The organism is Streptomyces fractus (assembly GCF_049844455.1).
Taxonomy (GTDB): Bacteria; Actinomycetota; Actinomycetes; order Streptomycetales; family Streptomycetaceae; genus Streptomyces; species Streptomyces fractus.
Genome location: NZ_JBMYHI010000002.1, coordinates 1,091,575 through 1,116,049 on the forward strand (window position 1 = coordinate 1,091,575; position 24,475 = coordinate 1,116,049).

General features: G+C 71.5%; 24 protein-coding genes. 7 read left to right on the forward strand and 17 right to left on the reverse strand.

Annotated features, from left to right (window positions below; genetic code table 11):
- The first annotated feature begins 75 nt into the window (after nt 1-75).
- On the forward strand, nt 76-597 hold the full coding sequence (locus ACP4E5_RS07085) for a carboxymuconolactone decarboxylase family protein (protein ID WP_425826003.1): 522 nt from the start codon (nt 76-78) through the stop codon (nt 595-597).
- Nucleotides 598-868: 271 nt separating this feature from the next.
- Here the strand turns inward: ACP4E5_RS07085 and ACP4E5_RS07090 are convergent, their stop codons facing one another.
- Together ACP4E5_RS07090 and ACP4E5_RS07095 are read right to left on the reverse strand one after the other, a co-directional pair.
- Nucleotides 869-1,072 carry a ferredoxin gene (locus ACP4E5_RS07090; protein WP_425826004.1) on the reverse strand — a complete coding sequence of 68 codons (204 nt, stop codon included), beginning with the start codon at nt 1,070-1,072 and terminating at the stop codon, nt 869-871.
- A 43-nt stretch (nt 1,073-1,115) separates the two neighbouring features.
- Nucleotides 1,116-2,375: a cytochrome P450 gene (locus ACP4E5_RS07095; protein WP_425826006.1), complete on the reverse strand. Its 1,260-nt coding sequence runs from the start codon at nt 2,373-2,375 to the stop codon at nt 1,116-1,118.
- A gap of 262 nt (nt 2,376-2,637) precedes the next feature.
- Here ACP4E5_RS07095 and ACP4E5_RS07100 point away from each other — a divergent pair, with 262 nt between their 5' ends.
- Complete coding sequence (locus ACP4E5_RS07100) at nt 2,638-3,099, forward strand: MarR family winged helix-turn-helix transcriptional regulator (protein ID WP_425826008.1); 462 nt, start codon at nt 2,638-2,640, stop codon at nt 3,097-3,099.
- A gap of 60 nt (nt 3,100-3,159) precedes the next feature.
- On the opposite strand, the gene ACP4E5_RS07105 is transcribed toward ACP4E5_RS07100, so the two are convergent.
- The 6 genes from ACP4E5_RS07105 to ACP4E5_RS07130 all read right to left on the reverse strand — a co-directional run bounded on the left by ACP4E5_RS07105 (nt 3,160) and on the right by ACP4E5_RS07130 (nt 10,189).
- Nucleotides 3,160-4,308 (reverse strand): mandelate racemase/muconate lactonizing enzyme family protein, encoded by a 1,149-nt coding sequence (locus ACP4E5_RS07105; protein ID WP_425826010.1) that lies wholly within the window; start codon nt 4,306-4,308, stop codon nt 3,160-3,162.
- On the reverse strand, nt 4,305-5,249 hold the full coding sequence (locus ACP4E5_RS07110; RefSeq protein ID WP_425826012.1) for a dihydrodipicolinate synthase family protein: 945 nt from the start codon (nt 5,247-5,249) through the stop codon (nt 4,305-4,307). The genes ACP4E5_RS07105 and ACP4E5_RS07110 overlap by 4 nt, the downstream gene beginning before the upstream one ends.
- The gene (locus ACP4E5_RS07115) at nt 5,246-6,547 is read right to left on the reverse strand and encodes an MFS transporter (RefSeq protein WP_425826014.1); all 1,302 of its coding nucleotides are present in this window, start codon (nt 6,545-6,547) and stop codon (nt 5,246-5,248) included. Before ACP4E5_RS07115 ends, ACP4E5_RS07110 begins: the two co-directional genes overlap by 4 nt.
- 200 nt (nt 6,548-6,747) lie before the next feature.
- On the reverse strand, nt 6,748-7,485 hold the full coding sequence (locus ACP4E5_RS07120) for a GntR family transcriptional regulator (protein WP_425826016.1): 738 nt from the start codon (nt 7,483-7,485) through the stop codon (nt 6,748-6,750).
- 125 nt (nt 7,486-7,610) lie between these two features.
- Complete coding sequence (locus ACP4E5_RS07125; RefSeq protein WP_425826018.1) at nt 7,611-9,623, reverse strand: serine/threonine-protein kinase; 2,013 nt, start codon at nt 9,621-9,623, stop codon at nt 7,611-7,613.
- Nucleotides 9,624-9,748: 125 nt separating this feature from the next.
- Nucleotides 9,749-10,189 carry an SsgA family sporulation/cell division regulator gene (locus tag ACP4E5_RS07130; RefSeq protein ID WP_425826020.1) on the reverse strand — a complete coding sequence of 147 codons (441 nt, stop codon included), beginning with the start codon at nt 10,187-10,189 and terminating at the stop codon, nt 9,749-9,751.
- Nucleotides 10,190-10,399: 210 nt separating this feature from the next.
- On the opposite strand from ACP4E5_RS07130, the gene ACP4E5_RS07135 reads away from it, so the two are divergent.
- Entirely contained in the window at nt 10,400-11,941 is a 1,542-nt protein-coding gene (locus ACP4E5_RS07135; protein ID WP_425826022.1) for a sigma factor, read from the forward strand.
- A 354-nt stretch (nt 11,942-12,295) separates the two neighbouring features.
- Here the strand turns inward: ACP4E5_RS07135 and ACP4E5_RS07140 are convergent, their stop codons facing one another.
- The 6 genes from ACP4E5_RS07140 to ACP4E5_RS07165 form a co-directional block, all read right to left on the reverse strand.
- Entirely contained in the window at nt 12,296-12,994 is a 699-nt protein-coding gene (locus tag ACP4E5_RS07140; protein WP_425826024.1) for a nitroreductase, read from the reverse strand.
- Nucleotides 12,995-13,056: 62 nt separating this feature from the next.
- Nucleotides 13,057-13,791 (reverse strand): NADPH-dependent F420 reductase, encoded by a 735-nt coding sequence (locus ACP4E5_RS07145; protein WP_425826026.1) that lies wholly within the window; start codon nt 13,789-13,791, stop codon nt 13,057-13,059.
- A gap of 165 nt (nt 13,792-13,956) precedes the next feature.
- Entirely contained in the window at nt 13,957-14,553 is a 597-nt protein-coding gene (locus ACP4E5_RS07150; RefSeq protein ID WP_425826028.1) for a TetR/AcrR family transcriptional regulator, read from the reverse strand.
- A gap of 113 nt (nt 14,554-14,666) precedes the next feature.
- Nucleotides 14,667-15,569: a dioxygenase family protein gene (locus ACP4E5_RS07155; RefSeq protein ID WP_425826030.1), complete on the reverse strand. Its 903-nt coding sequence runs from the start codon at nt 15,567-15,569 to the stop codon at nt 14,667-14,669.
- On the reverse strand, nt 15,566-16,621 hold the full coding sequence (locus ACP4E5_RS07160; RefSeq protein WP_425826032.1) for a maleylacetate reductase: 1,056 nt from the start codon (nt 16,619-16,621) through the stop codon (nt 15,566-15,568). The genes ACP4E5_RS07155 and ACP4E5_RS07160 overlap by 4 nt, the downstream gene beginning before the upstream one ends.
- 81 nt (nt 16,622-16,702) lie before the next feature.
- Nucleotides 16,703-17,569 (reverse strand): IclR family transcriptional regulator, encoded by an 867-nt coding sequence (locus tag ACP4E5_RS07165; RefSeq protein ID WP_425826034.1) that lies wholly within the window; start codon nt 17,567-17,569, stop codon nt 16,703-16,705.
- Nucleotides 17,570-17,743: 174 nt separating this feature from the next.
- Between ACP4E5_RS07165 and ACP4E5_RS07170 the strand changes: the two genes are divergently transcribed.
- A complete protein-coding gene (locus ACP4E5_RS07170; protein WP_425826036.1) occupies nt 17,744-18,340 on the forward strand; it encodes a nuclear transport factor 2 family protein in 597 nt (198 codons plus the stop codon).
- 5 nt (nt 18,341-18,345) lie between these two features.
- On the opposite strand, the gene ACP4E5_RS07175 is transcribed toward ACP4E5_RS07170, so the two are convergent.
- Complete coding sequence (locus tag ACP4E5_RS07175; protein ID WP_425826038.1) at nt 18,346-19,605, reverse strand: amidase; 1,260 nt, start codon at nt 19,603-19,605, stop codon at nt 18,346-18,348.
- The gene (locus tag ACP4E5_RS07180; protein ID WP_425826040.1) at nt 19,602-19,958 is read right to left on the reverse strand and encodes a hypothetical protein; all 357 of its coding nucleotides are present in this window, start codon (nt 19,956-19,958) and stop codon (nt 19,602-19,604) included. Before ACP4E5_RS07180 ends, ACP4E5_RS07175 begins: the two co-directional genes overlap by 4 nt.
- A gap of 194 nt (nt 19,959-20,152) precedes the next feature.
- On the opposite strand from ACP4E5_RS07180, the gene ACP4E5_RS07185 reads away from it, so the two are divergent.
- The 3 genes from ACP4E5_RS07185 to ACP4E5_RS07195 are packed head-to-tail and all read left to right on the forward strand — an operon-like array spanning nt 20,153 to nt 23,170.
- Nucleotides 20,153-21,358: an acyl-CoA dehydrogenase family protein gene (locus ACP4E5_RS07185; protein ID WP_425826042.1), complete on the forward strand. Its 1,206-nt coding sequence runs from the start codon at nt 20,153-20,155 to the stop codon at nt 21,356-21,358.
- Nucleotides 21,355-22,653: an aromatic ring-hydroxylating oxygenase subunit alpha gene (locus ACP4E5_RS07190; protein ID WP_425826044.1), complete on the forward strand. Its 1,299-nt coding sequence runs from the start codon at nt 21,355-21,357 to the stop codon at nt 22,651-22,653. Before ACP4E5_RS07185 ends, ACP4E5_RS07190 begins: the two co-directional genes overlap by 4 nt.
- On the forward strand, nt 22,646-23,170 hold the full coding sequence (locus ACP4E5_RS07195) for an aromatic-ring-hydroxylating dioxygenase subunit beta (protein WP_425826046.1): 525 nt from the start codon (nt 22,646-22,648) through the stop codon (nt 23,168-23,170). The genes ACP4E5_RS07190 and ACP4E5_RS07195 overlap by 8 nt, the downstream gene beginning before the upstream one ends.
- A gap of 17 nt (nt 23,171-23,187) precedes the next feature.
- Here ACP4E5_RS07195 and ACP4E5_RS07200 read toward each other — a convergent pair whose 3' ends face one another.
- Nucleotides 23,188-24,408, reverse strand: coding sequence for an IS110 family RNA-guided transposase (locus ACP4E5_RS07200; RefSeq protein ID WP_425826047.1), 1,221 nt, complete (start codon nt 24,406-24,408; stop codon nt 23,188-23,190).
- Nucleotides 24,409-24,475 lie beyond the last annotated feature (67 nt).

Here is a 24,475-nt window from a genome sequence, read left to right on the forward strand (position 1 = left end):
AGTTGCTTGAACGATAAACTATATTGGCATGGGTCGCCACTCCGCAGGCGGCCACGAGCGAGGGAGGGCTCCACAGTGAGCAGCGCAGCAGCGACCACCACGGGCACGCACGACCGGCGCCGAGGCCGGGTCTTCATCGACAAGCAGTCCCCGGAGACGTACCGGGCCTTCCGGCACGCCTCGGAGACCGTCCGCGCCGAAGCCGCCGCCGCCGGACTGGAGCCCGCACTGGTGGAGTTGATCAACGTCCGTGTGTCGCAGATCAACGGGTGCGCCTTCTGCCTCAACAGACACACCCTCGCCGCCCTGCAAGCCGGGGAGTCCCCGCAGCGTCTGGGCGTCCTGCCGGGGTGGCGGGACACGGAGGTGTTCACCGACCGGGAGCGGGCGGCACTCGGCCTGGCCGAGACGGTGACACACCCGGACGACGCCGCCGCACAGGATTCGGCCTACGCCGCGGCGCGTGAGGTCTTCGACGATGCCGAGATCTCCGCCGCGATCTGGGCGTCGATCACCATCAACGCCTTCAACCGCGTCTCCATCCTCAGCAAACACCCCGTACGCCAGGCCGCCGCGCCGCGACAGGCGAGCCACTGACACCACCGCCCCATCCGCACCCTGCCCGGGAGGGGGTGGGGCGGTGGTGCGTGCGCGTGAGTTGAAGGCGACGGTGTTCGTGCCCGGTTCCCGGTCGGCAGTATCGCCTCCTGCCCGGTCGCGTCCTTGAAGCCACTCCTGCCGCCGGCCACCGCGGCGAACTGGCACACACCCTCACGTTCCTCGCCGGCCGCCTCCCCACCGATCGGCCGTCTGGCCCTCTGGCATGCCGCCCTGAAGTTCCTCAGGAGCCTCCTCCACCTCGTGACAGTCAGCCGGAGTCGTCGCTCACGCCGATCGCCGCCGTCGGGCACATCGCCGCCGCCTCGCGCACGGCGGTGTGGTGTTCGGGGGTGGGTTGCGGGGTCAGGAGGGTCACGACGCCGTCCTCGTCCCGCTGGTCGAAAACCTCTGGTGCGGACAGGACGCAGGCGCCGGAGCCGCAGCACTTGTCCTGGTCGACGGTGAGTTTCACGGTCCGTCTCCTCTACGGGGCCATGGGGCTACAGGTCTACGGGTCACCAGGTGACGGGGACTTCGCGCAGGCCGCCCACGAGGAGGCCCTCCGTCTTGCGCAGTTCGGCGGCGGGGACGGCGAGGCGCAAGGTGGGCACGCGGGTGAGCAGGGTCTCCAGGACGACCTGGAGTTCGGTGCGGGCCAGCGCCTGGCCGAGGCAGGAGTGCGGTCCCACACCGAAGGTGAGGTGGGGGTTGGGGGCGCGGGTGAGGTCCATGGTGTCGGCGCCGGCGAAGGCGCGTTCGTCGCGGTTGGCGGCCGGCATGCTGCACACGACCGTGCTGCCCGCCGGGACGACCTGTCCGCCGACCTCGGCGTCCTCGCCGAGGTAACGGCGCAGCCCGAAGCCGAGGTTGCTGTCGAAGCGCAGCGACTCCTCGACTGCGGTGCGCACCAGCGACGGATCGGCGAGCAACTGCTCCCAGCGGCCACGGTCGGCGAGCAGCAGGGACACCATCTTGCCGATCGAGTTGGCGGTGGTCTCGTGGCCGGCGACGAGCAGGCCCATGCCAGTGGAGACCAGTTCGGCGTCGCTCAGTCCGCCGCCTTCGCTCTCGCTCCCCTCGCCGCCCGCTTCCTCGCTCTGGGTAATGAGGACGCTGAGGAGGTCGTCGGCGGGTGCGGCGCGCTTGGTGGCGATGTGCGCGGACATGTAGTCGACGAACTCCGCCTGGGCGGTACGGACTTCGTCGGCGGTGTAGCGGGTGACGCTGAGGAAGCTGTCGGACCAGCCGGAGAACCGGTCGCGGTCCTCGGCGGGAACCCCGAGCAGGTCGCAGATGACGTAGACGGGGAACGGGAATCCGAGGCTCGCCCGCAGGTCGGCGGGGGCGCCGTCGGCGAGCATGGCGTCGACGAGGTCCTCGGCGAGGCGGGCCATGGCGGGGCGCAGGGCGGTCATCCGCTTGGCGGTGAAGTACCGGCCCACCTGGCGCCGCCAACGCTGGTGCGGTTCACCGCGGTTGGGGGTCGCGATGGCGGAGCTTCCGGTGGCGGCGGCTCCCCCGGCGCCTTCGGGTGCCATCCGGGCGGCGTTGTCCTGCTCGGTGGGGCGGACGAACCGGGGGTCGGCGAGCAGGCCCCGGACGTCGTCGTACCGGGTCAGATAGACGGCCGTGTCACCGCTGGGCAGCGTGGCATGGGCGACGGGGCACCGCGCGCGCAACTCTTCCCATACGGCGGGCGGGTCGAGGGGGGTCTCGCCGGACAGCGGCAGACGGACGGGTGGCTGAACGTAGGCGTGTTCGACCTGGTCGGTCATCGTGCGTCTCCTCGTGGGGTGGAGGCGGCGGCAGGTGTCCCCGTCGGCGAAGGGGCAGACGAGATGCACCGTTCAACGAAAGTGCATCATGCACCTTCTGTGCATGATGCACTTTCCGTGTATGGCGCACAACCGTGCGGGGTGCTTCAATCGCGTACCGGGTACGACGGGTGCACAGACGCGTGAACGGGCGGGCGGGCAGCGGCGATCCGGGCGCGTGCGCAGGTTGAGGTCACAGCTTTCGCTTCCCTGGGAGGACAGCATGGACGCACGGCAGGCGGGCGGCCGCATCGAGCGCGAGCTGCTGATCCTGAACCGGCACCTGGAGATGACCTCTCCGCGCCGGGTCCGCCTCGACAACAACGCCCTCGACCGCAGCGCCTACGTCCTGCTCAGCCGCCTGGAGGCGCAGGGCCCGATGTCCGTCCCCGACCTCGTCGACGCCTTCGGACTGACCCCCTCCACCCTCACCCGGCAGACCACGGCGCTGCTCCGCGACGGCCTCGTGGAACGGACCCTCGACCCCGGCGGCAGCATCGCCCGGCAGTTCCGGGTCACCGACGAGGGCCGCAAGAGGCTGCACACCGACCGGGACGCCATCACCACCGGGCTCACCGACGTCCTCGGCGACTGGCCCGAGGACCGGCTGCGGCGGTTCATCGAGGACCTCGAACGGTTCAACACCGACATCGAGCGGCGTACGGGGCGGCCGTGGCCGCGTTGACCCGGCTGCCGGCGGCCTGCTGACGGAGCCGCGCCCGGCCTGCCGACCGCCCCGTTCCGCCTACATCCAGGCGGTGGACCCGTCGGGACGGACGGGCACCCTGCGGCCCCACGAGACCCAGTCGTCGGCCGCGAGAGCGTCCTCGTCGATCTCTACGCCCCAGCCGGGGCGGTCGGGTCGCAGCTCCAGGTGGCCGTCCACCGGGAGGTAGGGATCCGGGCACCAGGAGATCTCGTCGACCTGGTAGCCCGTTCCGTATTCGAGGATGCCGAAGTTCGTCGTGGCCGCGGCGAAGTGCACGTTGGCCGCGGTGGCCAGCGGGCCCATCGGGTTGTGCGGGGACACGGGGACGTAGTGCGCCTCGGCGATCGCGGCGATCTTCACCATCTGGGTCATGCCGCCCACCACGCAGATGTCGGGTTGCACGATGTCGGCCCCGCCTGCGTTGAGCAGCGCGAGGAACTCCTGTGTGGTGTAGAGGGATTCGCCGGTGGCCAGTGGCACCCGTAGCTCCGAGTGGAGGCGGCCCCACGAAGGGATGTGCTCGGGGCGGATGGGCTCCTCCAGGAACAGCGGCTGGTTGGGGGCGAGCGCGGCGCCCAACTCGACCGCCTGGTGCGGCTCCCAGAGGCAGGCGTGGGCGTCGAAGGCGAACTCCCATTGTTCGGGGTGGCGTTGGCGGACCTCCCCGAAGTAGTCGCCCAGTTCGCGGACGACGAGGCCGTACCGGCTGGTGTGCAGGTCGCGGCGGTAGGGGCTGAGCTTGAACGCAGTGAAGCCGAACCGGTCGTGCAACTCGGCTGTCCTGTCACGCAGTTGCGGCACGTCCGGGGCGTTGTAGAGACCGGCGTAGACCCGTACCCGGTCCCGGACCGCACCTCCGAGGAGTTGGTACACCGGTACGCCGAGGGCCTTACCGGCGATGTCCCACAGGGCGTGGTCGATCGCGGCGATGGCGGCGGTGCCCAGGGCGCCCTGCGGGAAGCGGGCCGACTGGTGCAGGAACTGGTTGACCGCGGTGGGCCGCAGCGGGTCCATGCCCTTGATCTGGTCGAAGAGGTGGTCGAGCAGCGGAAGGTAGGCGAGGTCCGGGCCGTGGTTGTAGACCTCGGACCAGCCGGCCACACCGCTGTCGGTCGTGATCTTCACCAGGACGCGGGGCCGGTCGCCGACCCGTTGGCGGAAGGTCTCCAGGGATTCGATCTTCATGCCACGAGCTCCTTGTCGAGGGCGGGCACCAGCTCCCGCCAGGGCCGGACGGCTTCGGTCACCTCGGCCGACCGGGCCGGGGACAGTACGTGGCTCGGCGGACGCACCTCGCGCCCGCACAGGCCGAGTTGGTGCATGGCCTCCTTCACGACGGACACGTTGTCGGCGGAGTGGTCGCGGGCCCGCATCTCCTCGAAGGGGCGGATCCTGCGCCAGAGGGCCGCGGCCTCGTCGTAGCGGCCCGCCCGCAGGGACGCGAGCAGCTGAAGGGGCACGGCCGGTGCGACGTTGGCCAGGCCCGAGGTGAACGCGCGGGCGCCGGCCTGCCAGTAGGCGGACGCGTAGGACTCCGCCAGGCCGGCGATCCACAGCAGATCGCCCCCGGCCTGCTCGCGGTGGGTGGCGAACACCACCGGGTCCGGCACCGAGTACTTGAGGCCGAGGACGTTGGGGGCGCGCTTCACGAGGGCCGCGATGTGGGCGCCGGAGACGGCCGGGTTGCTGAGGTAGGGCAGGACGCCGAGCTCCGGGACGGCGCCCGCGATCGCCGCGTTGTACTCGATCCATCCCTCCGGTGACAGGTAGGGCAGCACCGGCTGGTGGATCATGATGGCGTGCGCGCCGGCGTCCCGGGCGAAACGGGCGTCCTCGCTCGCCGTCCGCACGTCGAACCCGACGCCGGCGACGAGCGTCGTGGAGGGCGGGCACACCGAGGCGACACTGGTCAGGACCGCCCGCCGTTCGGCCGGCGCGAGGGCGTAGAACTCTCCGGTGTTCCCGTTCGGCGTCAGGGCCGAGATGCCGCCCGCGACGAGCCGGGCGGACAGGGCGCGGGCGCGGTCGTGATCGATCTCGCCGTCCTCGGCGTAGGGCACCACCGGAATCGCGATGACGGTGCTCAACCGCCCGATGAGGTCTGCGGTGTTCAGGGTCGAGCTCACGAAGTGGCCCCCTTGGAGTCGGTGGCCGCCGCAAGGGCGCTCACGGGTGTGACGGGCTTGATCCGGACCCAGAACAGGTAGATGGCCGCACTGATCAGGCAGCAGGCGGCGGAGCCGAGCAGCGGGCCGAGATAGGACCCGCCGCCGAAGGTCAGGAAGAGCCCGATGGCGATCGGGCTGGTCAGGTTGCCGAGCTGGGAACCGAAGTTCTGGAAGCCCGCGACCGAGCCGACGGTCGCAGGCGAGGAGGCGACCTCCGCCGGCAGGCTCAGGATCGCGGCCCCGGCGAAGGAGTGCGCCGCGTTACTGATGGTCAGCACGGTCATCACCAGGACGTTACTCTCGATGAAGGGGGAGAATCCGATGCAGGCGCTGAGCGCGAGCCCGGAGACGATCGGTATCTTGCGCGCCAGGTTCGTGGACATCCCCGACGCCAGCATGCGGTCGGAGACGATGCCGCCGAGGACCGTGGAACCGATGGCGATGAGGGGCGGGATGGCGCCGACCATCCCGAACTCGGCCTCGGTGAAGCCGCGGTCGTCGAGAAGGTAGCTCGGGTACCAGGTGAGGAAGAACGCGCCGGCGAGCGAGCGGAAGACGTATCCCGTCATCAGCGCCCACACCTGATTGTTGCGCAGCAGCACCCGCCACGATGCCTCGTGGGCGGTGTCCGCGTCCTGCGCGGCCACCATCTCGCCCTGGTCGGACTGGATGTGCGCCAGCTCGGCCGCCGAGACGCGCGGGTGCTTCTCGGGCTCGCGGTAGACCAGCTTCCAGCCGATGATCCAGAGCAGGCCCGCGACGCCAATCACGACGAAGGACATGCGCCAGCCGCTGAACGTGATCAGCGCGGTCACGATCGGGACGGAGAGCGCCGTACCGATCTGCTGGCCCATGTCGAACAGGCTCGACGCGAAGGCGCGTTCCCTGCGGGGGAACCACTGCGAGACGACCTTGACGTTGGCCGGCTGCACCGGCGCCTCGCCGATGCCCAGGCCGAGCCGGAACACGATGACCGAGCCGACGCCCTGGGAGAAGGCAGTCAGGGCGGTCCACACCGACCACCAGCCGACCGCGATCGGGTAGATGACCTTGGGCCCGAAGCGGTCGAGCAGCCAGCCGGACGGGAGCTGGAAGAGGGCGTACGTCCAGAAGAAGGCGGAGAGGAGGACCCCCTGCACCGCCGAACTGATGTGGAACTCCTTGGACATGAACGGCATCGCGACGCTGATGGCGGCGCGGTCGAGATAGGCGATGGTCAGCCCGAGGGCCGAGAATCCGACGATCGTCCAGCGCATACGGCTGCGCTCGCGAACGGGACTTCTCCCTGCTGGGGCGGACGTGCGCACGTTAGACTGGGGCATCGTTGCTCCTAGTGGGTAACGGCGACGCTCCTCGCGGAGCGTGGATCTCAGAGGTGCGGCCCGGGATCTTGGCGGTGAACGGGCCGCACCTCGTCTCATTCGGGTACGTCAGTGGGTTACGTCGGTCGGTCGTTTCAGTGAGTGAGTGCCTCCTCCTGAAGACCGTGAAGACCTTGAAGACCCTGAAGGCCCTGAGGGCTCCCGGGCTGCTGAAGATGCCGGGTCACGAATCCTTCGATGTGGCGGCGCACGAGCGTGGCGGCGGCGTCGGCGTTCCCTGACCGCACGCATTCGAGCACGGCCGCGTGTTCCCGCGACTCCTCCTGCCACGACGGCGACCGGGCCCAGGAGGACGCGGAGACCAGCGCCGTCTGGTCCCGGAGCCCGTCGAGCGAGCGGACCAGGAGCGGATTGCCGCACCCGGCGTAGAGACCGCGGTGGAAGTCCCTGTTGGCGGTCGAGCGGGTCGAGGCGTCCTCGGCCAGCGCCGCACGCTCCAACGCCTGTGCCGCGTCGGCGAAGTCACTGCCGGCGATGACACTTCGCCGTACCGCTTCCGGCTCCAGGAGCAGGCGCATGTCGTAGATCGCCAGCGCGTCCTGCTCGCTCAACTCCCGCACCGTGGTGCCGGCGAACGGCCGGATGACGACGAGGCCCGACCCCTCCAACGCCTTCAACGCCTCACGCACGGGCGTCTTCGACACACCGAACTCCCCCGCGAGCACGTTCTCCACCAGCGCGGTTCCCGGCTTGAACTCCCCATTGAGGATCGCCGCCTTGATGGCCTCGAGCACGTGCGCGGTCCGCGACGGCAGAGCAACCGGAGTGAAAGCAGGCAAGGTCGCACCCCCAAATGGAATCTCATATGTCATATACGACTGGACGGTAACTGCCTCGGACGGCAAGGGCAATGAGTGTGCGGCAAGGTTCCACGACCCGGCCCGCGGCTCGGGTCACTTGCGAGCCTGTACCGCTGACGGCCTGTGCGGGGTACGTGTCAGGCGGTCGGGTGGGCGTCGGGCCGCGCCGGGCGGATCCGCAGCGCCTTCACGCCGCTTCCCGTGGCGACGAGGAGGACGCCTTCGGCGGAGAGGTCGGCTCCCGTGATCGGTTGGGCGGAGATCAGGGCCGTGACGAGCTCCGCGTCGCCCTTCCGCTCGCCGCGCCGCCAGACGCGGACGTAGTCGGCGCCGCGGCTGAACCCGAGCGGCCCCGCCGCGCGCTCGTCCCCCGAGGGGCGCCGGATCCGGGCCGGGTCGGCGTCGATGACGGATCCGGTGGCGAGATCGTGCACCAGCACGGCGGGGGATTCGGGATCTCCGGCCTTCAACGAGCGTGCACCAGGCGTGCGTTGAGGTACCACGCTGACGGCGACCGCGAGCGGAGCCTCCTCGGCGCCGTCCGTCCCGTCCCTGGGCGGGAGCAGTGTGCCGACGGTCACTCCGTCGACCCCGGTGACCGGCACGCTCCACAAGGTGTGCCAGGGAAGGTCGGGCAGCGCCCGGCGCAACACCGCCGCGTACTCCGGCAGCCCGTCCTCGACGAACGCGGTCTCCAGGAGCGCGGCCCGAAGGACGGCGGGCGCCTGGGTGCGGGTGAGCAGCGGCGCCGTACGCAGATAGGTGCGCGCCGGCGCGTCCAACTGCGCGGAGGGCAGGGCCTCCACCGCGGCGCGCAGCAGCACCGGATCGGCGTGGGCGAACAGGTTGGGGTCGGTGAGGAGCCGGGGCAGCAGTCCGGCCTCCAGGGTGTGTCCCGCGATGCGGTCGCGCACGTACTCCGCGGCCTTCGACCAGTCCTGGTCGGGCACGGCCTCCAGCAAACGCATGGCGATCCGCGCCTGAGCGCCCGGCAGATCCGCGATGCCCGCCCGAACTGCCGCACCGATGCCGGGGTGTTGCAACGCGACGAGTGTCCGCTCGTCCTCGGGGATGTCTTCGCCTGCCCTCTGGACGGGGCGGATGAAGGGGGCGGCGAGCAGCATGCCCCGCGCCATGTCCTCGCTCATATCGCGCTCGGCAACGGCGGAGGCCAGCGGGGTCAGCAGACGCACGGGCAGGCCGTCGCCCTCGGCGAGGGCGAGGGGCGCGAGGATCTGCCGCAGGGTGCGGGGGTGGGCGCCGAGCCGCTGGGCGTGCAGGTCGAGCACTTCGCCTACGCTGCCCGGCAGTTGGCCGGCATCGGCCGCTGGGTCGAACCCCTCCGGGTGCGTCAGGATCGACTGGACGGCGAGGTGCACGGTCAGCCGGCTGCCCGCGCCGTCGCTCGCGCGCCGGGCGATCGCCTGGGCGAGCGCGCGACGGGCGCCGGGGTCGGTCGTGAACGGCAGTTCAGGGGCGCCGAATTGGGGGTTGAGTTGCGCCTCGGCCTGGAGCACGAGTCCTTCGGGGTCGGCCCACTCGGGTGCGTCGAGGTCGATGATCCGGGCCACACCAGTCGGCAGGCCATCGGCGAGTTCGGCGGCGAACTCCCGTGGTACCTCGGCGAGAAGGCGCAGGGATGCGACGGCGGCGAGGGGCTTCAGCACCTCGCGCACCACGCGCGCGGGCTCCCCCGCCGCCCGCACCGGTCCGGCGAGGTCCACGTCCGGCACCACGATCGTCACCGGCCGCCCGGACGCGGCGAGTTGGCCGAGTTCGGGGACGATGTCGGCGGTGCGGGTCGCGGACAACTCGTAGTGGTCGGCGAGCAGCCACAAGGTCTGCGCGGCCGTCAGCCCGGCGGTGCTCGGCACCGCGGGCGCGGGCAGGTCCGGCGGCACGGTCGCCGGGTCGAACGCGTCCAGCTGGAGCCCCTTGCGGTACTCCGGGTCGCAGAACATCAAGAATCCGGTGAGCAGTCGCGAACACCCGGTGCCCGGGCTCCCGGTGAGGATGACGACCCGGGGTGCGCCCGGCCACTCCATCCGCCACGCGGCGAGCGCTCGCAGCGCGGCGTTGCGTCCCCCTATGTACGGGTGGGGCTCATGGGCGGCCTGGGCCCGCTCCCGGGCCTGGGTCGGGCTGGTCATCGTTCCCCCGTCGTCCTGTCCGTCCGGCACCGTCACATCACGTTGACCGTACGGCGTTCATCCTATGGGCGTCGCACGGGGCCAATCGCGCCCCGATCGCCGCTTGTTACGCATGCCGGGGGCCGTCACCGTTCGGCATCGGGCCCGAAGAGGTTGTCGAGCGCGCGGTCGACGACGGACTCCACGTCCTCCTCGCCCGGCGGCACGAGCACGTACGTACGCAGCAGGAAACGGCGGAGGGCCGAGGTGTCGAACTGGACGACGGCCATCCCCTGCGGCGCGTGCAGCTCGACGACGGTGCGGGCGCGGCCGCACGGCCACACGTGGACGTCCCCGGTCCCCGTCGGCACACGCAGGCCGTCGTCGAGGAGGGTGCGGGCGAAGGCCCACGTCACTTCGACCCCGTCGAGCGTGGCCTCGGCGGGGAACGCCAGCACGAGGGCGAGCGGATCGGCCGACTTGTAACGGAGGGTGACATTGACACTGCGCTCGGGTCCCTGCCCCTCGGCCGTGATGAGGCGGGCGCGGGCGGGCTGTTCGAGCGTGACGGGCAGCGTGGTCGGCATGGCAGGTCCCTTTCTGCGCTGCGGGTTCCAGATGCCAGTTCGACGCGGCAGCGGGGCGCGGCATTACGGCGTTTCCGGAAAAGCCCGTTGTGACCTGTACCACTCACCCCTCCATAATCCGACATTTGTGAATTACGGTTTCAAACTCCCCGCCCGATCCGCAGTCGGGCGGAGCACTGCCGACGTCGGACGGAACGGAAGACTCCTGCCATGACCGACGGCCCTGCCGCCGCGCCGATACCCGCCGCCGCCACGGAAGACGGCCTCAGCCCCGCCGCGTACGCGCGGATCTACGAGGCGGAGCAGCCCCGCCTCGTCGCGTACGCGCGCTCACTGACCGGCAGCCCCTGGCTCGCCGACGATCTTGTCGCCGAGGCGCACTTCCGGGTCTGGCGGCGCCTCGCCGCCGGGCATGACATCGACAACGTGGCGGCGTACCTGACGACGACCGTGCGGAATCTGGCCGCGTCCGCCGGGCGCGGGGCGGCCCGCGAGACACCCCTCGACCCGCACGCCGGCATCGAGCCGGTGCAGGTGTCGAACGGTTCATACGGCTCGTACGGTTCATACGGTTCCGGGTCCTACGGCGACCAGGACCCGGCCGTCCGCGCCTCCGCCGTGGACCTGCTGTCCCAGGTACTCGGACAGCTGCCGAAACGGTGGGTGAAGGCGCTGTGGCTCTCCGAGGCGGAGGGCCAGCCGCTGGAGGCGGTGGGCCGCGGCATCGGCGCGGGCCGTGGGGCGACGGCCGTGCTGCTGCACCGCGCGCGGGAGGGCATGCGGCAGGGGTTCCTGCGGGCGCATCCCGGGACCCCGGACGATCCGGCGTGCGAGAGCCACTGGGACCGGATGCCCGCGCACGTGCGTGGCAGCGCGTCCGCGCGCCAGTCGGAGAAGCTCCTCGCGCACGTCGACGGCTGCGACGACTGCCGGGCGCGGCTCGCAGTCCTGCTGCGCGCCAACGACCGGCTGCCGGCCCTGGTGGGTCCGGCGCTCCTGATCTTCGTGCTCGGCGGGGCCGGGAAGTTCCTGGTGCCGCTCGCGGCCGGGGCGGGGGCCACCGGAGCCGCGGCGGGCGGCCACGGGGCCGGTTCCGGGCTGCTGCATGGCGTACGACACGCGCTGACCGGCGGGGCGAAGGCGCAGGGTGCCGTGGCCGGGGTGCTCGGGGTGTCGGTGGCGGGGGCCGCCATCGCGGGCGGGCTCATGCTCAGCGGGCACGACGACACGGTGCCGCCGCAGAGGTCCGCGGTGGTGCGGAGCGAGAGCTCCGCCGGGCGTGACAGTTCCCCGCCGCCCCCGTCGTCGCATCCCTCAACCTCGGCTTCACGCAAGCCCGTTGCTCCGCAGGACCGGCCCTCAGCCGGCCCCGACTCCCAGGCGGCGCCGGGCGGCTCCGCGGCCACGAAGCCACCGGCCGCGTCGCCGGACCCCGCGAGCCCGACCACTCCCCCGGACCCACCCGCGGCCGAGCGACCCGCACCGGAAAAGCCCACGGCGGACGAGCCGCCGTCCACCGACACCCCGACCGAAGCACCCACCCCCTCTACGGCACCGCCTACACCGACACCCACCCCGACATCGCCGACGCCGACATCACCGACACCGACGCCGACTCAAACAGCCAAGCCGTCCACCCCGTCGAATCCCGCCCCCACGCCCACGCCCACCCCCACCGAACCGGAGCCCAGCACCCCCGCTCCCACCTGCACCCCGTGGCTCGGCCCGATCTACATCTGCCGCGCCGGCTGACGCCATGGCACGCGGGTCACCCGTCAGAAGGACCCTGACCCCGCGTGCTCCCCCCACCGTGTCGACCACGTCCCTGAGTTGGGCGCGCGCGGTGATGCCGAGTTCGGGAAAGGCCCGGTACAGGTGTGATTCGAGGAGGACGAGGACGGCGCCCGCGCCAGCCGTGCGCGCATGTTCGCGCACGCCGCCGACACCAACGCCCTGGTGCTCCCGGCCCACCTGCCCGGCCACGGCGCCTTCGAGCTGCGCCGGGAGGGTTCCGGCTTCCGGCTGGCCACCTAGGCGCCGTTCACCCTCACTTGATGGCCGCGTAGGCGAGGAGGTGAGCCCGACGATCCGGCTCCGGGGAGGGGACTACCGCTCGTCGAGAACGCCGGGGGTGTCGTGCAGGGCCACGCTCTGGCGCAGCGGGACGCGGCCCACGTCGATGGTGTGCATCGGTGATGTCTCGTCGCCGGCGCCGAAGGCGATGCCGAACAGCAGCTTGAGGTCCTCGGGGATGTCGAGGGTGCGGCGGACTGTGTCGGCGTAGACGCCGAGGACGGCCTGTGGGATGCCGCGGTAGCCGCGTGCGGTCAGCGAGAGCAGGAAGTTCTGGGCGTACATGCCGATGTCGCCGGCCGCGCGCACCCCGTCGCCCAGTACGGGCATGAAGAGGAGGGCGACGTGGGGTGCTCCGTAGAACCTCAGGTTCTCCCGTACGACCTCCTTGCGGCCCTCCCGGTCCGAGCGCTGGACGCCGCGGGTTCCGTAGACGACGGCCGCGTGCGCGTGTGAGCGCTGCTGGTAGATGCCGTCGCCGTAGTCGGTGCTGAAGTCGGGAGAGGTGCGGTCCTCTTCGTACGCCTTCAGGAGTGCCTCGCTCAGGGCGTCGCGTGCCGCGCCCGAGGCGATGTGGACGTGCCACGGCTGAGTGTTGCTGTTCGAGGGCGCGGTCTGCGCGTCCTCCAGTACGCCGCGGATCTCCGCCGCGGGCAGCGGGGTGGGCAGGAACTGCCGCGGAGAGTGCCGGGCGCGTATGAGATCGGTGAGGGACGGGGTGGCGGTGTGCAAGGCGTTTCCTTTCGGATCGTTGAGGCACGCGGGGGCGTGGGCGCCGCGCCTCGGCGTCGGTGTCAGCGGTGGGCGGCGCGGTTCATCTCGACGATGTCGTCCAGGGTGGGGGCGGGTCCCAGGGCGGCGAAGCGCTCCAGCATTCCGGCGCGGACGGCCGCGTCCTTGTCGCGGTCGGCGGCGGCCAGGGCGGCCGGAAGCTCGTCCAGGGTGAGCTCGGTGCAGTAGGCGGGGCCCATCGGCTGCTGGCGCCAGGAGTCGGCCAGTGCCCCGGCGTCGTACGGGTCGAATCCGGTGTCGTCCACCAGGCGCATGGCCACCTGCTTGGCCTCCGCGGAATCGCCGGCGACCGGGATGGCGATGCGGCCCGCGGCACCGGCCGGCAGGCCCCTGGTGCGCTGGGTCTCGGCGAGGGCGGCGTTCCATGCCTTGATCACGGGGCGGCCCAGGAGCTCGGCGGTGTGCACGCTCTCGACGGCGCCGTTCTCGACGGCCTCGATGCGCCCACCGAGGTGCGGGTAGTAGTTGGACGTGTCGATGACCACCGTCTCGGCGGGAACGGAGGCGAACAGTTCGGCCAGCTGTCCCGCCACCCCGAAGGGGACCGCCAGGACGACGGCGTCCTTGCCCTGGACGGCTTCCTGGAGTGTCACGGCGCGCGCCCCGTTCTCCAGCACGGCGGGCTCGACGCCCTCGGGACCGCGGGCGCCCGCGACCTCGACGTCGTGCCCGGCTCCACTGAGTTTGCGGGCCAGATTGCCGCCGATCGCACCGGCTCCGATAACGCCTATTCGCATGATTTGTCCTTCCAAAGGGCGCACTGCCCCAAGGCAGCGCGAGGTGAGGGTGGGAGTGGGGTGGGGCCGTTGAGGGCAGCCCAAGTCCCGTCGGGGCGCCGGGAGTTCCGGCGTTCGGTCAGAGGGTCAGAGGGTCACAGGGAGCGCGGAGGGGTGACCCGTGGACTACATCTGGGTGCCCTGCGCGCGGTAGCCGTCGGCGATGATCGCGCGGACGCGGTCGAGCGACTCCTCGTCGGTGGCGCCCGCGCCCTTGAGCCAGGCGACCGAGATCGCCGCGAGGAACAGGTCGTACCCGCGCACCGACTCGCGTACGTGTCCCGCCTGTTGGGCGGCGCGCACGTACTCCTCGGTGGCGGTGATGACGGTGTCGCACGGGAGCGTGAGCGGGTTGTCCGGGTCCTGCGCCCTGGCCGCGGCCATGAGCGGCTCCGGCAGCCCGCTGAAGGCGCTGAAATACTCCTCCAGCGCCCGCAGCCACTGCTCCAACGCCTGGGCGGCGTCCCCGAGTTGCGCGATGTCCGCCTGGCGGGCGACCAGCTCCTCGGAACGCGCTTGCAGTACGTTCGCCAGCAGCGCCTCCCGGGTGGGGAAGTGCCGGTACAGGGTGCCGGGCCCCACGCCCGCCTCCTTGGCCACCGCCTCCAGGGACGTCCCGACCCCGTACGTCAGGAAGTGACGCTGGGCCGCCTCCAGGAGGGCCACGCGGTTGCGCTGAACGTCGGCGCGGGGTTTGCGTCCCTGCTGCCCCTTGGCATCCATGCGCCCTCCTACGCCGTCCGACCCTGCGGAATCACAAAAACGGAGACTGCCTCCGTACTCATTCGAGAGTAAAACGGAGGCAGTCTCCGGTCAAGCCGGCGAGCCGCTGGCCCTCAGGCCCGCTCGGGCGCGAGGACGATGTCGAAGCGCGCACGGGACCAGGTGTCCCGGACGGTCCGGCCGTCCGGCGCGGGTGTGCCGGCGGGCTGCCGCTCGAAGTCCGTCACCAGGGACTCCCTGACGCCGAACACCGCGTCGGAGTCGAGGAGTTCGTCGCCCCGCACGAAGATGTGTGTCACCAGTGTGCGGCAGCCCTCGTGGGAGACCTTGAAGTGCAGGTGCGAGGCCCGCATCGGGGAGCGGCCCACCGTCTCCAGCAGCTCCCCCACCGGTCCGTCGTGCGGAATCGGGTACGGAGTCGGGGTGACCGCCCAGAAGCGGAACCGTCCCTGGGAGTCGCTGACCAGGTGGCCGCGCGCTGCGGTCCGCCGGTCGTCGTACTGGACGTCGTAGTGGCCGGTCTCGTCCGCCTCCCACACCTCGATCCGGGCCCCGGCCAGGGGTGTGCCGGACGTGTCGGTGACCGTCCCCTCGACCCAGCAGGGTTCTCCGGGCGCCCCGGCGGAGATGTCACCGCCGAGCGGCACGGCGGGAGAGTCCTCCACGAAGAAGGGGCCGAAGACGGTGGCCTCGGTGGCGTCGCCGTACGCCTCGTTGTTGACGGTCACGGTCTGCATGGACGCGCCGAGGACGTCGGACAGGAGGATGAACTCCTGGCGGCGGTCGTCGGTGATGTCACCGCAGCGGGTGAGGAACTCGATGGCCCGGTTCCACTCCTCCTCCGTGAGCCGGACCTCCCGGATGCAGGCGTGCAGATGGCGCACGAGGCTGCTGAGCAGCTGCCGCAGCCGGGGGTCGGGGCAGTCGTCGAAGGAGGCCGTGACGCGGTCGACCAGTTCTGCCTCGCGGAGCTGCTGCTCGGGGCCGGGCGCCGTCCGGGGCGGGTGGGTGGTCATCGGGGGAGGTCTCCTTCCCAGGCCGCTCGCAGCAGCGCGCTGAGCCGGTCCCGGGTCACGGGGGCGGGGTTGCCTTCCGGCACGGCGGCGAGGACGGGGTCCACGGCTTCGGCGATGCCGCTGCGGGGCATGCCGAGATCCTTGAGCGCTGTCGGAGGGGCCAGCCGGGCGTAGAGGGCGGCCAGGCCCCCGGTCGCGGTGGGCGCGCCGAGCGCGGCGGCGATCCTGCGTTCGGCCTCGGGGGCGTGGGGTGCGTTCAGCGCGAGGACGTGCGGCAGGACGGCGGCATGGGTCTGCGCGTGCGGGAGGTCGAAGCGGCCGCCCAGCACATGGCAGATCTTGTGGTGCAGGCCGGATCCGGCGGAGGCGAAGACGATCGCGGCGAGGTAGGCGCCGTAGAGCATCTGCTCGTGGCCCGCCAACTGGTCGGGATGCGCGGCGACTTCGGGCAGTCCGCCGCTCAGCGCGCGGGCCGCCTCTTCGGCCAGGGCGCGGTCGATGGGGTCGGCGCGCGGCCCCCACATCGCGTCGACGCAGTGCGCCAGGGCGTTGAGGCCGCTGGCGACCGCGAGTTCGCCGGGGAGGGTGAGAAGGAGCGACGCGTCGTAGACGACGGTGGCGGGGAGCACCGCGGCGTCCACGCCGGTCGTCTTGACGCCGTCCCGGGTCAGCCCCCAGACGTTGGTCCCCTCCGAGCCCGCGTAGGTGGTGGGCACGGCGATGATGGGCAGCCCGGTGGTCAGGGCGACGGCCTTGGCGAGGCCGGTCGCCGAGCCGCCTCCGACACACACCAGGGCGTCGGCGGCGTGCTCCTGTGCGACCGTACGGGCGCGTTCGGCCGTCTCGACCGGGACGTGCTCGACCACCTCGTCGTGGACCCGCGCCCCCGTCAGCCGCTCGGTGAGGGCCGTGGTCAGCGGCGCGGCGGACGGGCCGGCGACGATCAGGACCCGTTTCGATCCGAGCCGGGCCACTTCGTCGACGACGGCGCGGACGGCCTCGCCCGGCGCGAACACGACGCGCTGCGCGGGGGTCTCGTGTACGAACTTCATTCCGCACATGCTGCCCTGCCCGAGGGCGCGGGGCAGCCGGTCAGTCCGCTGGCCGGACCGACGGGCCGCGCCGGACGGCGGTCAGCCGGCCATGCCGACGCGCTGCCGGGGATCCGTACGGGAGGAGCCCTGCCGTTGCAGGCCGCGGCCGATGTCGGCCGCCGTCGCGAGGAGCGCGTGGATGAGCTGCTGGTCGTCGCGGCGGTCGGCCGGGACCGTCGCGGAGATCGTGGCGATGACACGGTCGTCCCCGAAGTACACGATCGGCACGGCGAAGCTCTTGTACCCGTGCATGCACGACTCCCGTTCCTGGGCCCACCGGCGCTCGCGGATCTGGGCCAGTTCGGCGCGCAGCGCGGCCGGGTCGAGCCGGTCGCCCGTCGGGGCGCCGTCGGCGCGCTGCGCCTCCAGGTCCGCGATGACGTCCTCCTGGTCGTCGCTGTACGCCAGCAGGACCCGGCCGGAGACGGTGAGCAGCCGGGACACGTTCGATCCGACGGCCGCGACGACGGCGGCCTCCCGGCGGCCGCCCAGCCGCTCCAGGTAGCAGCACTCGGTGCCGTGCGGCACGGCCAGGTGGACCACGGCCTGGGTCGCGGCCCGCAGGTCGAGCATCGCCGGACGCGCGACGGCCCGCAGGTGGGCCGGTCCCGGGACGAGTCGGCCCAGCTCGAAGATGCGCCAGCCGAGCTGGTAGCCCCGCGCGGTGCGGCTGAGATAGCCGAGCTGGACGAGCTCGGTCCCGAGCCGGTGCACGGTCGCCTTGGGCACTCCTGAGCGGCGGCTGAGCTCGCTCAGACCGAGGCAGGTCGAGCCGGAGGAGAAGGCTCCGAGCACCAGGTGTGCTTTGCCGAGCACGGAGCTCATGTGCGGTTCGGGGGCCGCGGGCCGGGCCTCCGGGGCGGCCTGCTCCACGGTGTCGAGTTCTGCCCGGGCGCTCGCTCGCATACCGCTTCCCCTCGCCGATTCCAGTGAACACCAGTGATTTTTCAAGCTCGGCCAACCGAATGGCAACCCCCACCCACCCGGGCAGGCCAGGAACGACGGCCCCGGAGAGCGACGCCGATCCGCCCAGCGGACCAATCGGTTCCTTCCGTGGCGCACGGCGGAGAGGCTGCCGACATGAGTAGCCAAGACACCATCGACACCCTGGTCAAGCGCATCGAGGTCCTCGAGGCCGAGGCCGACATCCGCCGCATTCAGGCCCGTTACATGTTCCTGTGCGACACACCGTGCCCGGAGTACGGGGTGGAGAACGACGAGCAGCGCATCGAGCTGATCCTCGACCTGTACACGGACGACGCCATCTGGGAGGGCGTCGGCGAGTACTACGACAACCAGTTCGGCCGGGCCGAGGGCAAGGAGGCGATCCGCGCGCACTTCAACCGCTTCTGGCCGAAGGACCAGAACCCGAAGCTGCTCCTGAACGCCCACTGGCTCACCTCGGAGCAGATCCACGTGTACGGGGACGAGGCCGACGGCCAGTGGATCCACTTCCAGCCGTGGCTCTTCGAGGACGGCAAGTCCCTGATCCGCGCCAGCCGGCTCAACAACGCCTTCCGCAAGGTCGACGGCGAGTGGAAGGTCACGCGGACCCGGACCGAGAACGTCGCCATCGCCGACCTGCCGGACTTCTTCGCCAGCAGCTACCCGAAGGACTCCGTCCTGCTCAAGGCGCCGGGTACGAACCACACCAACGAGCACGCCGCCGGCGCCTGAGACCGTCACCTGGTGAGGTGTCGCTCCACCCACACCGCGGCGCGCAGGGCTGCCGCTTCGGATTCCGCGATCACCTGGAGTCCGAGCGGCAGCCCTGCCGCGTTTCGCAGCCCGGGCACGGCCACCGTGGGCAGGCCGAGGGCCTGCCACGGGCGGCTGAGCACGGGATCGCCGGTGGCGTCGAGCCCCCGCGGTGCCGCTCCGGGTGCGGCCGGGCCGAGTACCGCGTCGTACTGGGACAGGAGCGCGCCGAGTTCGGTGCGTGCGGCGGAGACCAGGCGGCGCGCGGCGAGGTAGTCGGCCTCCGGGGTGGCCGCGCCGGTTCGGAGCAGTCCGGCGAGCGGCTCGCTGAGGCGGTCGGCCCGCTCCAGTTCGGCGGAGCGTTCGCGCGCGGCCTCGTAGGCCATCACCACCGGGTGTGCCGCGGCCACTTCGGCGATCAGCCTCTCCAGCGGGAAGGCGTGGACCCGTGCGCCGAGGTCGCTGAGCCGTCCCTCGGCCGAGGTGAGCGCCGAGCCCATCTCGTCGGACACGGCCTCCAGCGGGGCGGCGTTCCAGAGCGCGATGCGCGGGGCGCGCTGGGTGCCCTGCGCGTCGCGGGCCGGGTCCGGTTCGCCGGTGAGCGCCGCCCAGGCGAGGGACACGTCGGCGGTGGTCGCCGCGTACACGCCGTGCGCGTCGAGGCTCGGGCTGAGGCCGGCGACGCCGTCGGTGGACAGGTGACCGTGGCGCAGCACGAGCGAGGCGACCCCGCAGTACGCGGCCGGCCGGGTCACCGAACCGGCGGTCTGGGAGCCGATGGCCAGCGGGACCTGTCCCGCGGCGACCGCCGCGGCCGAGCCGCTGGAGGAACCGCCGGGCGTGTGCCGCAGGTCGGCGGGGTTGCGGGTGGGGCCGGGCGCGAAGAAGGCGAACTCCGTGGTCACGGTCTTGCCGACGGGGATCGCCCCGGCCGCCCGCCAGGCATCGACGACGGGGGCGTCCCGTTCGGCGGGGCGGGCGTCGGCGCGCAGCACCGAGCCGCACCGGGTGGGCAGCCCGGCCAGGTCGATGATGTCCTTGACGCCCATCGGGACGCCGCCCAGGGGGCCATGGCCGACGGCTCCGGGTGTGTCCTCGAAGGCCACCCAGGCACGTACCTGCTCCTCGGTCCGTGCGATGCGGTCTCGGCTGCGTCGCAGGGCCTCTTCGGGCGTGGACCGCCCCGATCGCAGGTCTTCGACGAGCCCGGTCAGGGACCAGGGCTCCCAGACGGAGTCGCTCACTCGGTCCCCCTCTGCGCGTCGGTCCCCCATCGTGTGTCGGTCCCCCTCTGTGTGTCGGTCCCCCACTGTGCGTCGGTCCCCCACTGTGCGTCCGCCTCCCAGAAGTCGACGCCGCCGGCGCTCACACCATGGCGCCAGTCGGAGGTGCGCCGCAGGGCCGGTTCGACCCGCGCGGTCTCATCGTCCGCCGCGTCCGGGCCGTCCTCGGGAACACCCCAGTGCACCCACCCCAGTTCGCGCCCGTCCGCGTCGTGCACGAACAGGTCCACGTGCTTCCAGCCGTAGCCGTGGTTGTCGTTGTAACAGGTGAGGGTCATCCGCGGGGCGCGGTCCTCCGGCTCTCTCTCGTCCATGCTCCGCTGCTCCTCCAGGTCTTCGGGTGGGCGGGGTCGGCGGCCGTGACCGCGCGTCCGTTCCGCCACTGGATACGACCACATCGCCCCGCCGTTCTCGGTCCGTCGGTCCACTGACCGGTCCGACCCGTCGCATCGGCACAACCGATGGCTGAGCATCCGACTGGGCCTGTTACCAGCACGAAGGAGCGAGCATGGGTGATGTCCCCGAGCCAATGGCCGGCGAGAAGTGGCAGGCGGTGCTTGCGGAACTGACGGAGCGGCGTGCGGAGTTCAACGCCCAGGGGTACGTCCCGCGTGACTTCATCGAGAAGCTCATGCCGTTCGGTGTCTACCGGCACGCCACCCCGATCCGCTTCGGCGGGTGTGTGCTGCCGCCCCACCAGTTCCTCAGGCTCGTCGAGGAGGTCGGACGCGTGGACGGGTCGACAGCCTGGGTGGTCGGCTTCGCCTCCGCCAACACCTACCTCGGCGCGCTCCCCGTCGGCACCCAGGAGGAGATCTACCGCAAGGGCCCGGATGTCGTCGTGGCCGGCGGCCTCTTCCCGATGCAGCGGGCGGAGCGGACCGCGGGCGGTTTCCGGGTGAGCGGCCGGTGGAAGTTCGCCAGCGGCTGCATGGCCGCCGACTACATCAACGTGGGCCTGGTCGACGAGTCCGCGGGCGGGCAGCCCCGAGCGGCCCTGCTCCCGGCCGATCAGGTCACCATCGTGCAGGACTGGGACGTGAGCGGGATGCGCGCCTCGGGCTCCTTCGACACGGTGCTCGACGACGTCGAGATCCCGCTGGAGTGGACCTACGTCCGCGGTGGCGCCTCGCAGATCGACGAGCCCCTCTTCCGCTACCCCCTGATCGGGTATCAGGCGCAGTGCCATGCGGCCATCGGGCTCGGCGTGGCGCTCGGCGCCCTCGACCACGCGCAGCGGTCCGGCTCCTACCGGGGCATCACGGGCGCACCGCCGGTCGGTGAACGGGCCTACTACCGCACGGAGTTCGCGCGGGCATACGTCGCGCTCCAGTCGGCGCGCCGCTATTTCCTGGACGTGGCCGAGGAGGTGTGGGAGACCGTCAGCGCGGGGGAAACGGCGACCCGGGACCAGATGGCCCGCATCCGGCTCAGCGCCGTGCACGTCTCCGACACCGCCGCGCAGGTCGTCCACGACCTGTCCAAGGTGTCCGGGGCGGCGATCATCCAGAACTCGCACCCGCTGAACACGATCCGGCTCGACGCCCAGGTCCCCCAGCTGCACGCCTCGCTGAGCCAGCACCTCTACGACGACGCCGGGGCCGTCCTGCTGGGCCTCGACCCGACCACCCCCGGCTTCCTGGGCCCCGCCGGCCCCCGTACGGGCCCGGACCGGTCCGGGAGCAGCAACACCGAGGAGAAGAAGAGCGCATGACCATCGAATTCACCGCGGACACCATCCATCAACTGGAGCCGGCCGACCTGGTGCAGGAGGACCGCGTCGCCGCGCGCGTCTACACCGACCCGGAGATCTTCGAACGCGAGATGACCCAGATCTTCGAGAAGACCTGGATCTGGGTGGCGCACGAGAGCGAGCTCCCCAAGCCGGGCAGCTTCAAGTCGACGTCCGTGGGCCGCAATCCGGTGATCGTCACCCGGGACCGCAAGGGCGTCGTCCACACCCTCGTCAACCGCTGCCGGCACCGCGGCGCCAGCCTGTGCGAGAAGCCGCGCGGCGAGGCCAACGGCTTCACCTGCCCGTACCACGCCTGGTCCTACGGCCTGGACGGGCGGCTGCGCGGCATTCCCTACCCCGACGGCTACGAGGGGGTGATGAGCAAGGACGAGATGGGGCTGCACAAGCTGCGCACCGAGAGCTACCGCGGCCTGATCTTCGCCACCTTCGACCACGACGCGGAGCCGCTGGAGGAGTTCCTCGGCGATGTGCGCGGGTGGGCGGACCGGTTCATGAAGCAGGGCGGCGGCTATCCGCTCAAGGTGCTCGGCACCCACCGCTTCAGGTTCCGGGGCAACTGGAAGATCCAGCTGGAGAACACCACCGACGGCTACCACTTCCCGATCGTGCACCGCTCCTGGATGAGTTCGGTGGACGGCGAGACGGCCGACATGCTGAGCTTCATGACCGACCCGGCGTCCACCTGCCACGACCTCGGCAACGGGCACAGCGTGATGCACATGGTGCCGGCGCACATGGACCTCGACGCCGATGACGGCAACGAGCCCCTGCAGCCCCGATTCGACGGCCTGGTCGAGGAGTTGAAGCAGGGCGGCGCCGATGACGCGCAGGTCCGCAAGCTGGTCCGCGCGATGCACGGCACCGGCTCGAACCTCAACCTGTTCCCCAACGTCGGCCTGTCCTCGGCGTTCTTCCGGGTGCTGCGCCCGGTCAGCGTCGACGAGACGATCGTCGAGCACATCGCGCTCGGCATCGACGCCCCGGAGGAGATCGCGGGGCCGATCCGCCGCGAACGCCTGCGCATCCACGAGCACTTCCAGGGCCCCTTCGGCTTCGGCACCCCCGACGACGCCGAGGGCTGGGACCGCGTGCAGCGCGGCGCCCGCGCCTGCCCGGAGATGCCGATCATGGTGAACCGCGGCCTGAAGCGCGAGGCCGAGGCCCCCGAGGGCTGGGCCACCTCGCACAGCACCGACGAGACCGGTATGCGGGCCGCGTACCGCAAGTGGAAGAAGATGATGAGCAATGGCTGACACCACCACCGCCACCGTTACCCCCGCCGTCCCCCTCGACGACCCGCGCGTCGTGCGGTCCATCGAACTCCTGTGGCGCGAGGCCGACTTGCTCGACCGCAAGGAGTACCTGGCCTGGAACGAGCTGTACGCCGAGGACGGCATCTACGTCGTCCCGCTCGACGCCACCACCGAGGACTTCGACAACGAGCTGAACATGGTCTACGACGACGCCCGGATGCGGGCCATGCGCGTGGCGCGCCTCACCGAGGGGTACGCCATCGCGGCGGTCGACGCGGCCAGGACCGCGCGCACCGTGTCCCGCTTCGTGCCCGTGGAGGTCGCCGACGACTCGGTGTCGCTGCGCGCCACCCAGGTCCTCGTCGCATACAAGCGCGGCAACCACCAACTGTGGGCGGCGGACGTCGAGTTCACGGTCCGGCTCGGCGCGGACCGGTCCGCGGACCGCATCGTCCGCAAGGTGATCCGCCTCGTGGACGCCGAGGACGCCGTGCCCGCCGCGGGGTTCCTGCTGTGAGTTCCCTGAGTCAACCTCTAGGCGGTTTTGGGCATGTCGAGCGCCGGTTTGATCTTGTTGTTGGCTTGATGGATCTCGGGGTCGTAGCAGGTGCCGGTGCGCCAGCAGGCCCAGATCACACGGAGCCACGAGCGGGCGAGGATGCGGGCCGAGTGCGGGTGGCGTTTCTTGGCGGTCCGGGCGTCGTTGTAGATCTTTGCGGCCCAGTCACTGCCGTGTCGGCTGTTGTCGGCGTAGGTGACGATGGCCTGCCGGGCACGTCTGTTGGTCGCGTAGCGGAAGGTCACCACGCGGGACTTTCCGGATGCCCGGGTCACCGGGACGACGCCGGTCTCGGCGATGAACTGCTCGCTGGTGCGGGAGCGTTCGAGGATCGGGCCGAGCTCACCGATGATCTGGCCGAGATTGACCGTGCCGATGCGGGGCATGGTCGCGAGGAGTGGCGCGTAGGGGTGGGTGGCTACCGCGTCCGCGATGGACTTGTCCAGGGCCTGGATGGTCGCGCGGATGCCCCGCACGAGCTGGACCTGGGTGCGTACCAGCTGTCCGACGACGTTCTTGCTGAGGCGGGAGGCCGCGGTGGGAGCGGAGCGCAGGCGCCCGATCAGGACGCTGCCGGGGCGCTTTCCCGAGTATCCCTGCCGTTTGCACCAGGCTTCCAGTCGTCCGGCGGTGAGCTCGGCGGCCGCGGACGGGGTGGGGTATCGCTCCAGGAAGGTCAGCGCGATATCGCTGTCGAGGCTGGAGAAGACGGCCTTGCCGCCGGGCCAGTGTGCGTCCAGGAGGGCCGCGAGCTGGTTGACAGCCGCGATGCGGGCCTCGACGTGATCGGCCCGCTGCCGAGTGAGGGCCTGCAGGTCCATGGTGGCCTGCTCGGTGGGCTCCAGGCGGGGCAGGAAGTGGCCGTCGGTGCGCAGGTAGTCGGCGAGCTTGAGGCTGTCGCCGGCGTCCGTCTTGGCCTTGGATGCGCCCCATCGCGGGCGCATCGCGTGGAAGGCGTTGGGATGCACCGGCACCACGGGGTGCCCGGCGGCCAGCAGCCTGTCCACGGCCAGGCCGCGGGTAGTCTCGATGGCCACCGGAAGGTCCGCCGGGGCACCGCACTTCGCCAGCTTGGCCAGCGTCCTGGCGATGCCGTCCTCGGTGTGCGAGAACTCCCAACGGTCAACCCTCGCACCAGAGTTGTCCATGACCGTCACGTCGTGGGTCTCGGTCGCCCAGTCCCAGCCGATGTACACGAAAGAAGCACCTCTGTGTCGTGCGCCAAGGACCTGCCCGGTGGTGAGGACGTCTGCCGGGAGCTCA